Below are 16,511 nucleotides of genomic sequence, written 5' to 3'. Positions count from 1 at the left end.
ATTTAAAACTTAATGGGTTTTAATTTAGGGATCATGAAATGCATGATCACCCAAGCCAAAATATAAGCACTGCCACATACTACAAACATAATGTAGTAGGCGGTTTCTATCTGATTGATAGCGCGGTAATGAATAAATAATGATTTTTGAACCAATAACGAAAGCAAAACGCCGCCAACAGAGCCAAACATTCCGCCAATTCCGGTTACAGAACCTACCGCGTTTTTTGGGAACATATCTGATACTGTAGTAAAAATATTAGCGCTCCATGCCTGGTGGGCAGCTGCTGCCAGGCCGATGATAAATACTGCCAGCCACATATTTACGCCGCCTAATATCTGCGCGAAAACGATAGGCGTAACAACGATAGCATAAAACAGCATTGATATTTTGCGGGCTTTAAATGCAGGCCAGTTGCGTTCCATTAATAGTTTAGGAATGTAACCACCTAATACACTGCCAAATACCGAAATCGTATAAACCAGGGCAACAGGTAAGGCGATAGCTGTACCTGTTACTTTGTACTGGCTCTCTAAAAAATCGGGCAGCCAGAAGAGGTAGAACCACCAGATAGGATCGGTAAGTAATTTGCCGATAGAAAAAGCCCAGGTTTGCCGGTAAGATAATAGCTTAAGCCAGCTTAGCTGCATTGGGTGTTGCTCCGCAGGCGGTTGTTCCTCATCGGCATTAATATAATTAAACTCGGCCACGGTCAATCTTTTTTGCCGGGAAGGTATTTCGTAAAAAATAAGCCAAAGCGCTATCCATATAAAGCCGATAGCGCCGGTTAGTATAAAAGCCCAGCGCCATCCCCAAAATACAGCTATAAAAGGCACCGTTAATGGCGCTACTATAGCACCTATATTAGCGCCCGAATTAAATATCCCGGTAGCCATGGCGCGTTCTTTCTTGGGAAACCATTCGGCAACAGCCTTAATAGCCGCCGGGAAATTGCCCGACTCACTTACTCCGAGCGCGGCTCTTACTACCCCAAAACCAAATGTGCTTGTTACAAAGCCATGGCAAATTGCGGCTATGCTCCAAAAAAAAGTTGACAGCAAATATCCCTTTTTTGTACCTAAATAATCTATGATACGGCCCACGCCAAGCAAACCAAGGGAGTAAGCTATTTTGAAGGCTATCTCGATATTGGCGTAATCCCCATCATTCCAGCTGAACTCCTTGGTAAGTTTAGATTTGAGGAGGCTGATAACAGACCTATCAAGATAATTTACCGTTGTTGCAAAGAAAATTAATGCACAAATTACCCACCTATAACCGGGTGTTTTAACTTCATTCAAAATATTGGGCGTTTACAATTCAACATCAAATATAATTTATTTTGCAATCGATTGTTAAAGCAATTTAAATGTTTCATATTTATCTTTTTATAATTGATTTACAAGCTAATATAACTGTCTTTTGAGATTGGATAGTTGATTATTTACTAAAGGCCGCATTGCGGCCTTTAGTGTTTTTCAAAATTATCACAGCGCTATATTGCGGCTCACTCCTTTATTGTTTACCACAATTAAACTTTCAACCATACCCCCGATAATACAAATTCGTGATGATTGTGACAGAAACGATGAACCGTAATGGAACTCTTGCCTCGTTATAGCGCCGTTGGTGAGCTTTAGGGTCGCGGTTACATCGCTGGGTAAAAGTTTAATAACTTTAAGCCCATTATTTAATTTAAACAATTTTAAAGCACCTTTATGCTGGCTTCCCGCAATCATAATACCGTTATTTACAGCAAGCTTGATCAAAGCCTTACCATCACCGGGGATAAATATCCCGCTTTGAAGAATTGACAGCACTTTGAAGTTGCCCCGCCCGTCGCCTTTTAAAAAAAGGCCGTTCGACGCATCATAGCGGCCAATTGCCATATCTGTACCAAAATCATTGCCGGTTGCCAATAAGTCTGTATTACCGTCTCCATCAAAATCATCGGCAATCATACCATTAAGAGGCGCGGTTTGCGCCTCCGCAGGCAGGGGTATCATAGTAAATTTGCCATTGCCATCGTTCCTTATAAGGCATGATCGTTGCTCATTAGCGTTTAATCTCAAAGCACCCTTTAGCTGCTCTGTAGTAAACATATCGCTGATCGTCGCGTTAGCGAATGACCGGTAATTGGTGAATCTTTGGCGCAAAGTGATCATTTGCTTAATAGCATCATCGCGCACGTTCACAGGATACTCTCTTTTTACGCCATCCTCTCCTTTCAAAAAAAAGGACGGGAACGCGTCAAAACGGTCACGTTTATCAAAATCCTTAGCGGTTATGTAGCCGGGGTATGTATCGCTTACCTGGTATAGCGTGTTTAGCCCTGTGTTTGAAACAATATAATCCATACGCCCTGTATGCCTAAAATCGCCTGCGACTATGCTATTCCACCAGCCGGTTTTACTGTTTAAACCTGTAGTAACACTCACATCAGAAAAAACGCCTTGCTTGTTCTTCAAAAATTTTATTGGCGCCCATTCGCCGGCGAGCATCAGATCTACCCAGCCATCGTTATCAAAATCGGTAAACAAGGCGTCGCATATCATCCCGGCATTTGCTAAGTCCGGAGCCACTTTGCCGGTTACATCGGTAAATTTCGCTATACCGTTTTCACTATCGTTGTGGTAAATAACACTCGAAACCGCTTTTGGATAGTTCCATGGATCAACCCTGCCCGATACGAAAAGGTCGGGTTTTCCATCCTTGTCATAATCGATAGCGCGCACACATAATTTGCTGGAATAATTAATAGGCAGGGCGTTTGGTGCTAATGTAAAGTTGCCCAACCCATCGTTAAGATAGAGTCGGTCTTGATAATATGGGGTATTGTGCTTTTTTTCATAACCGCTACCGGTGATGTATATATCCTGCTTACCATCATTATTGGCATCAAACAACAAAATACCACCATCTTTATATTCGTTTTTGGGCATAACCCCGGCTGCCAGGAGGTTGCGCTGTACAAATTTGCCTTTGCGCTGTTGCAGAAAAACTTGTGCCGGCGAACCATCATTACCGCCAATTACAATATCGTCCAGGCTGTCGCCGTTAATGTCGGCACTTGACAGCGCCGGGGTGTAAGCCGATAATTTATGCGGGAGCAATTTCTGGATGTTGAAATCAACGTATTCGCTTTCTTTATGAATAAAATTTACGCCAGCCGCTTTAGTAACCTCTGTAAATAGTGACTTTGTTGAGCCCGGTTGCTGCCAGTTATAAGGCATTTTGGCATCCAAAGTTTTCAGTGTCAACAATTGGTCGACCTTCACATTCTTCAGTATCTGCTTTTTGCCGTTGGGCCATTTCACAACAACCGAATCTATAACTGTGGCGCTTGTTATACCGAAATGTACCATGTTTTGGATTGACGATAAATACCCGCGATAAGGGCTGTTTTCATAAACCTGGTGCCGGCCTTTATTGTAATAAATGTCTATCCATGACCCAATGCCGTTTATATTTTGCTTAGGCCCAACAAATGCTATATTTATGTAGTGATTACTGGAGCCCGTGTTTTGGCGACTGTTATTCTTATATACCGAAGCCTCATCATCAATGTTGTTTATGATGACGTCCATATCGCCGTCATTATCCAGATCCGCGTACGCCGCCCCGCTCGAAAATGTAGGCGCGGCAAATCCCCAGCTTTCGCTTTCATCATTAAACTTTATTCCGCCGGTATTTTTAAAAGCGTAGTTGTGGATCTTAACCTGGGGGATCTGTTCTAAGATCTGATTTTTTGTTGCCGTTAAATACGGATTGTTTCTAAACGTTATAAAATCATGGTCGGTTACATCGCGGGGGTATCCATTGGTTACAATGATGTCGCGGTAACCGTCGTTATCAAAATCAGTTATTAATGGGGCCCAACTCCAATCGGTTTGGGCCACGCCGCTCATAAAACTAACCTCACTAAATATTGGAGCGCCTACCGAGTCGTTTTGGCCCACCCTTGGCCCCTGATTTAACTGAAGCGTATTGCGCACGTACTGATACTGATAGCCATAATGATCGAAATTCTGGAATGTTTGATAGCTGTTGGCCATGCTCATCATTTTTTTACGGTAGTTACCCTCGGGGTTCATATCCAGCTCAAAAATATCGGCCAAGCCATCATTATTCATATCAACAATATCCTGGCCCATGGCGTTGAACGAGGTATGTTTAAAATATTCTTTAGACTTGTCCGTAAATGTTCCGTCGCGGTTATTGATGTATAAAATATTGTTCGAAAGAAAATCGTTGGTTACATAAATATCTTTCCAGCCGTCCCGGTTTATATCTGCTATAGAAACGCCATGGCTATACCCTTCTATACCTATTCGTGCTTGTTTTGAAACATCCCGAAAAACCGGGTGCCTTAATTTGGCATTCCAATCGTTACGATAAAGCCTGCCAGTGCTGGGGTAAGTGCCATCCCTAAATATCGGCCTGAAAATATTTGCGTAAGATGCATTGTTAGGCCAGTTTACGGCCTGGTACATATCCAGGTCGCCATCGTTATCATAATCAAAAAAAGCGGCCATGGTGGAGTGCATTTTAAGATCAAGCCCATACTCGTGTGCCATATCTTTAAAATGCGGCATTCCGTCTTTATCCAATCCCTGGTTTACATATAAAAAGTTCTGGCGTTTCAGGCTATCGGTTAGCAATGAGTTGCTAACATAAATATCGGCAAAGCCATCGTTATTAATATCAACAATGGTAGCGCCGCGGCCCCATCTCCCATCGCCGGTTACACCGGCAGCGGCGGTAATATCTTTAAATACAAAGTTCCCCTGGTTTAGGTACAGGCGATTAGATACCATATTGCCTGTAAAATAAATATCCTGCAGGCCGTCGTTATTAAAATCTCCAACACCTACCCCACCGCCATTGTATATGTATGCGTTATCGATAGGGTTTATCGAATCATTCTCGGTGATGAGGTTATTGAAATGAATATTTGATTGAGAACCCGGAACCTGTTCAAACAGCGTAGCTTTTTTGCAGGAAGCGCAGAAAAGTAAAAATGCAGAAGCGATAAGGAAAATAATAGCACGCATATAAAGGTGTAAAAAGCTTATAAAAAGCAAAGGCTGCTAAATAGCAGCCTTTGCTTTAATTATGCTAAAGTTTGGGGTTATTGTCTATCTCTGATTGTGGGATCGGTAAAAACTCTTTAGCTGCGCTATACCACGATAACGGCTCGGTTGCAAAATATCCTTTCTTCCTCCATCTCAGGATATCGATGTTTCTTACTTCCTCATTGGTCATTTCTGCCGATTTCTCGTGTATAATAGCTTTAGCCACATCGGTTTTTGAACCAACAGGAAATTGAGTGGTTGGGTAAGGCGGCATAGCTACGCTTGCGCGGGCTCTTATCTGGTTTAAATAACCTACTGCTGCGGTACTGTTACCCAGTTCATTCTCGCATTCGGCAAGGTTTAATAGCACTTCCGCGTATCTTAAAACCCGCTGGTTGTTACTGCCGGGGTGGAAGGACGCCGTAGCGCGGTCTTCTTTATAGATAAGCTGAAACTTCCTGAATCCCACCTTAATAGTTTTGCCGTTCACAATTGATGAATTTCCGTTTTGATCTGCATCAACCAGTGTGGCAGTACCATTATTGAAGGTATCGCCGGTTTGGTAAAAAGTGTAAGCATAGCGCGGATCGGTTTTCGCAGCACCTGTAGCCACATTCTCAAACTCGTTTAACATTTTATTAGATGGGATAAGGTTACGCCATCCTATGGGGTTGTATTCCTGGTTACGTACGGTGGTTTGATCGGCAGAGACACCGTCACCTACGCCGCTGCCCCAGTTAAAGTTATTATCTCCCTTATCTGAATAGATCATTTCGAAGATAGACTCGCTGTTAAACTCTGTCTCCTCTTCAAAATTATCTAAAAACCTGGGGGTTAATGAATAGCCATCTGCACCAGCGGTAGGCACCTTTAACAAAGCGGTTTTCGCGGCCGTGTAATCGCCCGATTGCATGAGCACCCTGCCTAACATGGCATTAGCGGCACTTTTTGTAGCCCTACCAGCTTCGCTGGTTGATTTGCCCGGCAAAACAGCAGCGGCATCCTGCAGGTCTTTCACTGCCTGGGCATACACATCTTCCATTTTAGCTTTTGGTTGATAATCGGTAGGGCTTTTAACAGTTGTTGTATATATCGGCACACTACCCCACATGCTTGCCAGCTCATAGTAAGCCCAGCCTCTCAGGAATTTAGCCTCCCCAACAAGCTTATCCCGCAGCGCGGCGTTATCTGTTACGTTAGGGCCATTATCTATTACTGTATTTGCCCTGTGGATAACAGTATATAGCGTGTTCCAAACGGCGTTCATCACCGGGTTTGATGGATCCACCACGCCAATTAAGATCTGGTTACGCGGGGCTTCCAGCTGGCTACCACCGGTTAACACATCATCGCTTCGCAGATCGTGTAAAAAGAACCACTCGCGGCCCACCAGGTTAGAGCCGTGCCACGCAGAATAAATTGCAAACGTGGCGGCCGCTAATTCGTTAGAATTTTTAAAGTAGTTGCTTGTGGTAACTACATTGGGGTTGGTTGTATCCAGATTCTTTTTACAGGAGAATATGCAAGTAAAAACCAATATAAGGGTTAATAGAGACTTAAAAAAAATGTTGTTCTTCATAATATTTTACTTTAAATGTTGTGTTTAAAAGCCAGCTTGTATACCAAATTGAAAAGACCTCGCAGCCGGGTATTGGCCAAAGTCTACACCGTTTGTTAAGTTACCGCCAGAAGTATTTTGATTTTTATTACCTACCTCAGGGTCGAAACCGGTGTATTTGGTAAACGTTACCAGGTTTTGTGAAGACACGTATATTTTAAACCTGCTAACTGTATTATTAGTTAACCTTTTAAGCACCGATTTTGGCAAATTATAACCAATTATTACATTCTTTAACCTCAGGTACGATCCATCTTCTATCCACCTGGTTGATAGCCTGCCGTTGCGGTTTGGATCGCCGGCGATGGCTCTGGGTATGGTTGAATTTGCATTTTGGGGGGTCCACGCATTTAAAACCTGTACGCCCGAATTAAATAACCTTGGCATACCTTCCAGTATGATCTTCTCGGCATTCAGAATCTTATTACCCTGCACGCCCTGGAAGAAGATGGCTACATCAAAGTTTTTATACAACGCGGTGTAATTAAGCGAGTAAGTAAATTTAGGCAGAAAGCTGCCAATGTAGGTACGATCGTACGAATCGATAATACCATCCGGGGTTCCGGATGGCCCGCTTATATCGCGGAACCGGATATCGCCCGGGGCGGCATTGGCCTGGGTTGGGCTGCTGGCAACTTCTGCCGCGCTTTTAAAAATACCATCTGCTATCCAACCGTAAAAAGATTGTACAGGCCTGCCCGTTACTGTATTGGTAAACACATCACCGCCGCCAAAATCGGCGTCGCTGCCGGATGGAATAGACGCGTTAGCTGTATTTAATTGCACCACTTTGTTACGGATAACGCTTACCAGCCCGGTAACATCCCATTTAAATTCACCGGAAGTTTTGTGATAGCCTAACTGCAGTTCGGCACCGGTGTTTTGCATAGAGCCAACGTTAGCAAATGTACCTACACCCTGGAAACCCTGGCTTGGCGCCGTTGGAACGGTAAGGATAAGGTTATCTGTTTTACGTTTAAAAAACTCGGCAACTACAGTTATCTTGTTATTATATAAACCTAAATCGAGCCCGATGTTCAGCTGTTTTGTTTTCTCCCAGCTCAGGTCGGGGTTGGAAAGTCCGTTGGTAAATGAAGCATTACCAGATCCAGGCGCGATATTGCCGATTGGATAAAATGCCTGATTAGAATTTACCGGCGACAAATAAGGGTAGTTACCCAACCCGCCCGGAGGGATGCCCGTTAAGCCGTAGCCCGCGCGAAGCTTCAATTCTGAAATTGTTGTGCTACTTTTCAGGAAATCTTCCTGGTCAATTTTCCAACCGACAGAGGCCGAAGGGAAGTTGGCGTATTTATGCTCGGGTGCCCAAATAGAGAACCCATCGCGGCGGATGGATGCGCTTAATAAATATTTGCCGGCGTAGTCATAGTTAACCCTGCCAACGTATGATTGCAGTAAGTTACTTTGATTGACGTTATTCGCAGAGATATTTGAAGCACCGTTCAGCGTTTTCACTAAATTTGTAGACTGGTTACCAGAAGATGTTTCGGTAACAAAGTATAAGCCTTGTTGCTCGTAAACAGCGGTTGCCGCAACGTGATGCTGGCCAAAGGTCCTGTCAAAAGACAATTGCTCTGTGTACAATTTTGTGGTTGATGACAGGCGCTGATTGGCGATAGCCGATGATGTTGCGCTTAAAGTACCGCCGTCGTTGTATATCGGGGTGTAGTTTTGGGTGTAGCCGTTGGTGTAATCAATACCGAAAGTAGACCTGAACCTCAGCCACGATGTAAAATTCACATCAAGATACGCTGTACCCAACAATTTAAGCGATTTTATGGTATTTGAACCAATCAGTGCAGATTCTACCGGGTTTGTTGGGTCAGATCCGTCGAAGCTACTTATCGGGCCCTGGAAGCCGCCGATCTTTGTAGGATCGCTTATGGGGATATAAGGGGTCATCCTCACCACGTTGGTCAATTGGGTTCTGTTACCCTGGGTAGCATCATAATGTTGATTGCTTACCGCTGTGTAAAGATTCTCGCCAAAAGTAAATACACGGCTTATCTTATGATCGGAGTTGATGCGATAGTTGTACCTGTCGTAACTTAAGCCTTGTGCAATACCGTTCTGTTTAAAGTAACCTGCCGATGTGTAAAACCTCGAAACGTCGTTCCCGCCGCTAACAGACAGGTTGTTTGACGTAAGTAACGCGTTACGTTTAAAATATTCATCCTGCCAATCGGTATTTGTTTGCGCGTATGTTTGTGTTGCGCCGTCATAAATAGGCTTATTAAAATTGGTTGCACTAAGCCTTGGCGGTAAACCTGCGGCACCGATCAGTGCAGTTGCGTACTGAACGTACTGGTCGGTGTTCAACAGTTCCAGTTTTTTTGCAGGACTTTGTACACCTGCGTAAGAATCAAGGCTTACCTGTACTTTACCGTTACGCGATCCTTTTTTGGTGGTTATCAAAATAACGCCGTTGGTAGCACGCGAACCATAAATGGCCGCCGCGCTGGCATCTTTCAACACTTCAACAGATTCTATATCCTTAGAATCAAAAGTAGAAAGATTACCTGTGGGGAAACCATCGATAACGTACAATGGATCTGACGCAAAATTAATGGAGCTGATACCCCTTATAGTCACAATTGGCTGAGTACCCGGCGCGCCGTTATTGGTTACGCTTAAGCCCGCAACACGGCCTTGCAAGGCCTGTTCTACACTTGCCACCGGCAGCGAATTAATAGTACGGGCACTTAATGAGGTAATGGCTCCTGTTAACGTGCTCCTGCGTTGAGAACCGTACCCTACTACCACCACCTCGTTAAGCGAACGGGAATCGGTTTTTAGCTGCACGTTGATAACTGTGTTGCTCCCTACCGTAACTTCCTGTGTGAGATAGCCTAAAAACTTGAAAACCAGCACCGCCTGCGCGTCGGGCACTATTATTTTGTAGCTGCCGTCTTTTTCGGTACCAACCGCGGTAGTTGTGCCCTTAACGGTCACGCTAACACCCGGTACAGGCTGCCCTAAGTCGTCTGTAACGCTTCCGGCCACGGTTATCGCCTGGTTTATTGAGGCTTTAACCATTACGGTTCCGGCCTGTTCGCCCGTGGGGAGAATCCTGTTCAGCACAATTACATCGCCGGATACCTCGTACCTGATGTTCTTCTCGCCTAATAATTTGTTAAGGATAAATGATAACGACTGATTTTTAAAACTGGCCGTTACTTTATTGCTGGCCTGGATCAAAACCGGGCTGTAGATAAAAGTGATATTTGCCTCCTTTTCTATCGTGGTCAAAATCTTACTTATCTCCGTCTCCCTGGCGTTCAAGCTCAGCTTTTTATCAAGGATCTGGGCGCTGGAGCTGTTAGCTATAGCTGCACTGATGAGGGTGAAACTTAGAGCTATATTTATAACCGTTATGCGCATAAAAGCAGTTAATAAATGTTTTTTTTTCATAAATTTGGTTTGGTTGTTTGAGTTGAAAAATTCGAGAAAACTTCCTGTACATTGTTTTCCAGACAACAGGAATGAACCGACATTATCGGCGGTGTGATAGCACCGCCGATTGCTTTGCTTATTTTGTATCTATTTTTACATATATGGTGGGTTTAAGTGTTTAAATTCCGCATCCTTTGCCTTCGATTTTTATTTGCCCGTCTCTAATGGTATATTCTGCTTCAACCGCCTGGCATATAAGCTTTAGCCGCTCATCCAGCGTTTGGCCTATCAGCGAAGCCGTGAGCTGACAATTACCCATAACCTTTTCGTCGTAAATAATATGCACCCCGTATGCTTCTTCAATTGTGGAGATCACTTTAGAAAAAGGGGTTTCGGTAAAATTGAAATGGATAGCGGTAGATTTTTCAGACAACAGCATTGGTTTGTTTAGCGCCGATGTTTCCAGCCGGGAATTCTTTCTGTATAAAATAACCTGTTGATTTGGTGTTAAAACTATCGGTGCGGTTTTTTTATAGTCGACTGCATTATTGGCGAAAACTTCTACCCTGCCGGTGCTTACAAGCACTCTAAACTGATCGTCGTTGTCGTTAGCATTCACTTTAAAACTTGTGCCAACAACCCTTATTGTAAGTTCATTTGTGTGTACGTAAAATGGTTTTTTTGCGTTTTTTGCCACCTCAAAAAAGGCTTCGCCATTTAATGATACCTGGCGGGTGGCACCTTTAAACGCAACAGGATACGTAATTACAGTTTTGGGTTGCAGCACTACCGAACTATTATCCGGAAGTTTTATAAGTATGGGGGTTTTGCCATTGTTTTGAACCTTTGTTATAGTAGCTTCTGTCCTGCTTGCAGAAACGCCCGGATCACCCGTACCTTGTTGTTTTTTAACGAGCAGCAATCCTGCGGAAATTACCAATATGAGCATTGCAGCAACGCGTAAAAAGTTGCTTTTCCATAGTTTAGGATACGGAAAAGAATCCTCTTTTTGCTTTAATATCCTGTTGTTTACGCTTTTGATGATCTCGTTAATTTCATCGGTCGGTAAACTTTTAGCATGGCTGATCTTGCAGCATTGGATAATGTGGCGGGCCAGGTTAAAGTTATCTTCGCACTCCGGAAATTTCAGTATGAAAGTAGCCCAGTAATGGTGGTCATCGGGGGTTTTAGCTAATGCCCATTCTACAAAAGAATCGTCCATTAAAAAATCCTCAATTTTATGGTAGGTGTTGGCAGGCATGAATGTGGATATAACTGGGTTTATATACTATACATTCGGCAAATGAGAAAATCTACTGTAAAAAGTTGATTTTTTTTTATTTGGCTGAAATTAATTACAAGCAATAGTAAACAGGGCTTTTAGCCCAGTATTTACGGAGCCCTAAAATAGCTTCGTGCATCAGATTATAAACCGACTGCCTGTTAATATCCATAACTTCGGCTATTTTCTCCTGGCTCATTCCTTCATAAAACCGGAGGTAAAGTATTTCTTTTTGCCGCTTTGGCAAAGCCCCCAACATAACCTGCAGTTTGCAGCAGATCTCATGCGATACCTCCTGGCTGATGATAGTTGATTCTACATCAAATTCTATCATAAACTCATAGTTATTTTCAATAGCGTCAGTTTGCGTCCATTTCGACTTTTCCCGAAAAATCCTCAACCGGAGCGCTTTGTACAGATATGATTTTACGCACTCGGCCTGGCGAATCTTTTCGCGCCTGTTCCATAGTTCAAAAAACACATCCTGGATACAATCTTTTACAAAATCTGGATTATTGATAAACCGCGAACCATACTTGTACATGGGGTTTACAAAAATGCTCATCAAACGTGTATACGCCTTTTCGTTACCGAGCCTAAGATCACTCCATAACTCAAGCACACATTCGTTAGCTATATACGCGGTGTTTGTCAATTTATTCAGTCTTATTGGCTTGGTCGTAATATTATTGTTACAATCAATTAAACAAATCTAAAAATATAATTTATATTTTCAATCGATTGCGTAAATTATTTCCACATAGTTTATACATGTTATTGTCCCTATAAATCAGTACGTTTTAGTTAAGTTTTGGTGCTTTTTTATATAAGTAGCAATGGTTACCATGGGGGCTATCCAAATGTGGTTTTCGTTTGCCTTGAGGTAATGGAGAAGTTTGCTGTGTTCGTTAATATCAACGTTGATATTATGCCCGCCGCCTACGCCGTGAAACAAAAAAACAAGTAAAGTATGCGTACGTTCGGCCTGTTTAACCAGGTCTATCATGTATTCGGCGGAATGCCCGTTAATAAAATAACAATTGATGTTATCCAGGTTCACCTGCGATGCGGTTTGCAGGCCTGCCCCTACTCCTCTTGCGCCGGCAAAATCAGCTTTTAGTTTCTTATAAAAAAGATCGCCGCCAATTTTAAGGTCGCCACAGGGGTAAGCAAACGTACGTTCGTCTTTACCATCTATCGCTTTAAGTAAGGTATTGTTCTGTTTTATCTCGGCTACCGCGCGGGTAATGGTGTATTTACTAAGATCATTCTCGGGCGTAACAAAGCCTCTGCCCGGCAAGCTGCCATCGCAGGGATGGAATAACGAATGGTTGCCCAGTTCGTGCCCTTTGGCGGCTGCTTTGCGCCATTCCTGCATTCGCAGGCTCACAACCGGCGATGAGCCTATCAAATAAAACGTGCCCTTTAACTTTAACGAATCGAGCGCGGGGATAACGTTGTCCAAGTCGGCATTAATAGCATCGTCATAAGTTAAAACAACAGCACATTGCTTGTTATTCCACAATGCAGCTTTTTGCGCCTTTGCGTTAACAAGGTTTAAAATGAAGACAAGGCTGAGGGCGTATGTAATATTTTTCATTACCAGTGTGTTTTTATATCAGTATATATCTGCTATTTCCCCGCGTATTCTTTACCGTAACGCATAAATTTATTTGCCCACTTGATAAAATATTTCACGTTTGGCGCATCGGTATGCCCCCCGTCGTGCTGGCGCCAGGCAAGTTCTCCGTCCAATAAGCTTGTATTTACCGGCGGCAATTTTTCCGTTTTATAATCGTTGGTAACCCCGATGCCTTTTGCGCCGAGCAATTTAAATACCGGGCCGGCTGCCAACGTGGCCATGTAACTCCCCTGCTGATCCAGCCACTTGGCGTCGCCCTGCTCCGGGATGCCATAACTTATAAAAGTAAGGCGGGGGGCACACAGCGCAATTAATTCATGCGAATCTACCGGTAGATCGTTCCCAGTTTTAGCGCCAAAAGTTGCTTCAGACGCACCATATTTGATGAAATTTCCGGCCATCCAATAATATTCGCCGCCGGTAAGGCTTTCTACCGCTTCGCCAAAATTACGCCGGTGCAATTTGGCACCACCTTCGCCCGATGATCCAATGAGCCCCATAGCAAAGCGCCGCTCAAAAGCCAGGGTAACCAATGCTGCTTTCCCATAGCGCGAAACGCCCTCGATACCTACGTGTTTAGCATCTACGGCGGGTAATGTTTCTAAATGATCCAATGCCCGGGCCGCTCCCCATGACCATGCACGCAAAGCCCCCCAATCATCCGGTTTACGCGGCTGGCCTTTGTTTACCAGGCCAATGATACCTTTTGTTAACCCCTCGGCGTTATCCGCCTGTATGGATGAAGGATCTAACAGCATATAGCCCCAGCCTGCTGCTATCAACTGCATATTGGTAGGCGGGTCGCCACGCATTACCGGAAAACCGCCCGGTCCAAACGGCGATTGCTCTAAAATTGGCTTGTAAGCAGGGTAACTTTCAAAAACAGTTTTCAACTCCGGATGTGCCTTAATCAGCAATTCCTTAATCGCATCGTTTATTTTCTCCACATCGGCAGCAAGTGGCTGCCCCGGTGCGGGTAAAGTGCTGCGGCCAAACATTATCAGCACCGGCACGGGCCCTTTGGCATTTGCGGGCAGCACCAGCGTTGCTTCTATATTAATATTTATAGCCGGGTAGGATGAATTATCAACGTGGCCAACAAGTTGCCTCGCTATCACCGGGTAAAAGCCAACCAATTCTTTATCCACCACTTTTTCGGCCCAGGTTACGGCTGGCACATCCTTTGGAATACGGCCGTAAACTTCGCGCTCCATATCCTCCACTATTTGTGGGCGGCGCTGCTTCCACCACATTTCGGTCGTGGTAACTTTTTTGCCGTTCTGCAGTGTTAGCGCGTCGGGCAAACTGGTAAATGGGTTTGCCAGGGCCTCATCATAATTTGCATGATTGGCATCCGCCTCGTTGCCGCTTGGCCCCGGGCGCAGGGCTTTAATACCCAATTGCTTCATCATATTTTGATGATCCTGTTCGGCGTTGAAATTTACGGGTGCCGGGGTTTGAGCTCTGGCCGTTACGCAACCCATCAATAACAAAAAGAATATGGAATATTTCATTTTACGCTGGTTTAGCTATTTCTGTTTGATCTCTGCCTGGAAAGGTGATGCAGGCAACCCTTCTTTATTATACAAATTGGCGGCTTCCGGGTTATCGGCCCAGGCGTACCGCACATACATAGGGTTAGCAACTGCATCGCTATGTACCACCACGTTATCGTTTTCTATAACAGCGGTTGCCCAAACATATTTTTTATCACTGCCCGCGATAGCAAATTGCGACAGCATAGGATCTCCTCTGGCAATAAGCCCTCCTCCAATATTGGTAAAAGTCAATTCCACCACATTACCGTTAATTTTTGCCGATTGATATATTGGCCCGGATGGAACTACCAACGACTCACCATACGCTAAATTCTCGGCGGCTATTGCAAAGCGTTCCCCCACATCTTTTTTGTTGAGCGGGTGAAGATCATTCCACTCACCTAAATCGATAAGGGTAATCATCCTGGTATTGGGTGCTGTTAACGCGCTGAGCTGTTCCTGCCGTACATCCGCCCACTGACTTTCTGATGGGGAGTATTCCACCTCACCGAAATTGGCAAGCTGGGCATAAATAAATGGCAAACCGGCATTGTGCCATTTGTCGCGCCAATCGCTAATTAATGTTTTTAGCAGATTACCGTAGCCTTCGGATGCGCCGGTATTGGTTTCGCCCTGGTACCATAAAAAACCTTTTACCGCATACCTGGTAACCGGTGACACCATAGTATTAAATAGCCCGGAAGGTTCGTTTTGGGCGATGAATGCAGGTAGTAGTGTAAACTGGTCCGGGTAAAAAACCGAGCCTACCTTATATTGCCATTCGCCCCTAAGGTCTATCACTTCAGTCCCCACTTTTAAGTTATAGGTTTTACCGGGTACAAAACCGCCTTTTCCTGATGTATTGGTGACCCTGACGATAATGATATTTTTACCCGCTTTTAATAAACCCGCCGGGATATTATACCTGCGCGGCGGATACTGATAGGTGATACGGCCAACGAATTTGCCATTTACATAAGTTTCATCCGCATCTACCATTCTGCCCAAAAACAACTTTGCAGGCTTGCCGGCCATGGAATCGGGCAGGGTTATTTCCTTACGGAACCAAACCACACCGTTCAACCCTTTAATGCCCTCGTCTGCCCAGTAGCCCGGCAGCCAGAACTTGTGCCAGTTATTTGGCACATAGGCCACATCGTTCCAGTGTACGGTTTCTAAAAAACCAAGGTCATTTTGTTCGGTAGGCGGATTAGCTTTAACAGGCAACCTGCTAACACTATCTTTAAAACCGGCCTTATCCATTTGAAGGATACGTGCATTGAACGGAGCAATATTTTTTAGCCCCTCCCTGCTGATCCATGCATGGATGGGAACGCCCCCAACGCTTGAATTGATGATGCCAATAGGTACACGGTATTTCTTGTAAAGCCGACTGGCAAAAAACCAGGTTGCCGCGCCAAAATTCAACACACTTTTAGGGGTGGCCTTATCCCATTTGGCGGGCAAAACGTCGGCGTGTTCTGCCGTTACATCTGCCTGAGTGCTCAGGAAAAAGTTTCTTATTTGCGGGTTATTTGCCGCTGCAATATCTTCGGGGTATTTCTCTTTAACCCGCTCCATAGGTATCACCATGTTCGACTGGCCGGAGCAAAACCATACATCGCCTATTAAAATGTCGTTTATAATCACCGTGTTACCGGCGGTTATATCCATTATGTAAGGGCCGCCTGCCTTCATGGCCGGTAATATCACCGCCCATTCTCCGCTGGCTGTAGTTTTAACTTTATATTGCTTCCCCCTGAATGTTACGGTTACCTTTTCCCCGGCATCTGCCCAGCCCCATATATTTAGGGGTACGTTTCGCTGTAAAACCATGCCATCGGCTATTAACTGCGGCAAGCGAACTGTGGCGTAAGAAGGTGTTACAAACCAACAAAAACAAAGAGTAAAAAGCCTTAAGTACAATTTCATATTACGGTGA

At 44.4% G+C, this 16,511-nt stretch carries 9 protein-coding genes; all 9 read right to left on the bottom strand.

Annotated features, from left to right (window positions below; genetic code table 11):
- Nucleotides 1-2 precede the first annotated feature (2 nt).
- Nucleotides 3-1,301 carry an MFS transporter gene (locus EPL05_RS09635; RefSeq protein ID WP_128533720.1) on the bottom strand — a complete coding sequence of 433 codons (1,299 nt, stop codon included), beginning with the start codon at nucleotides 1,299-1,301 and terminating at the stop codon, nucleotides 3-5.
- A gap of 186 nt (nucleotides 1,302-1,487) precedes the next feature.
- Nucleotides 1,488-5,054 (bottom strand): VCBS repeat-containing protein, encoded by a 3,567-nt coding sequence (locus tag EPL05_RS09630; protein ID WP_128533719.1) that lies wholly within the window; start codon nucleotides 5,052-5,054, stop codon nucleotides 1,488-1,490.
- A gap of 64 nt (nucleotides 5,055-5,118) precedes the next feature.
- Complete coding sequence (locus EPL05_RS09625) at nucleotides 5,119-6,654, bottom strand: RagB/SusD family nutrient uptake outer membrane protein (protein WP_128533718.1); 1,536 nt, start codon at nucleotides 6,652-6,654, stop codon at nucleotides 5,119-5,121.
- Between the two features lie 24 nt (nucleotides 6,655-6,678).
- Nucleotides 6,679-10,125, bottom strand: coding sequence for a TonB-dependent receptor (locus EPL05_RS09620; protein WP_128533717.1), 3,447 nt, complete (start codon nucleotides 10,123-10,125; stop codon nucleotides 6,679-6,681).
- A gap of 160 nt (nucleotides 10,126-10,285) precedes the next feature.
- Nucleotides 10,286-11,368, bottom strand: coding sequence for a FecR family protein (locus tag EPL05_RS09615; RefSeq protein ID WP_128533716.1), 1,083 nt, complete (start codon nucleotides 11,366-11,368; stop codon nucleotides 10,286-10,288).
- Nucleotides 11,369-11,462: 94 nt separating this feature from the next.
- Complete coding sequence (locus tag EPL05_RS09610) at nucleotides 11,463-11,954, bottom strand: RNA polymerase sigma factor (protein WP_128533715.1); 492 nt, start codon at nucleotides 11,952-11,954, stop codon at nucleotides 11,463-11,465.
- Nucleotides 11,955-12,179: 225 nt separating this feature from the next.
- Nucleotides 12,180-12,989 (bottom strand): polysaccharide deacetylase family protein, encoded by an 810-nt coding sequence (locus EPL05_RS09605; protein WP_128533714.1) that lies wholly within the window; start codon nucleotides 12,987-12,989, stop codon nucleotides 12,180-12,182.
- Nucleotides 12,990-13,021: 32 nt separating this feature from the next.
- Nucleotides 13,022-14,545, bottom strand: a complete 1,524-nt coding sequence (locus EPL05_RS09600; protein ID WP_128533713.1) for a glucuronyl esterase domain-containing protein — start codon at nucleotides 14,543-14,545, stop codon at nucleotides 13,022-13,024.
- Between the two features lie 15 nt (nucleotides 14,546-14,560).
- A complete protein-coding gene (locus EPL05_RS09595) occupies nucleotides 14,561-16,501 on the bottom strand; it encodes a sialate O-acetylesterase (protein WP_128533712.1) in 1,941 nt (646 codons plus the stop codon).
- Nucleotides 16,502-16,511 lie beyond the last annotated feature (10 nt).

The organism is Mucilaginibacter gilvus, assembly GCF_004054195.1.
GTDB classification, from domain to species: domain Bacteria; phylum Bacteroidota; class Bacteroidia; order Sphingobacteriales; family Sphingobacteriaceae; genus Mucilaginibacter; species Mucilaginibacter gilvus.
Note: the sequence above shows the minus strand (reverse complement) of the source record. Positions and strands in the feature narration are given on the sequence as shown.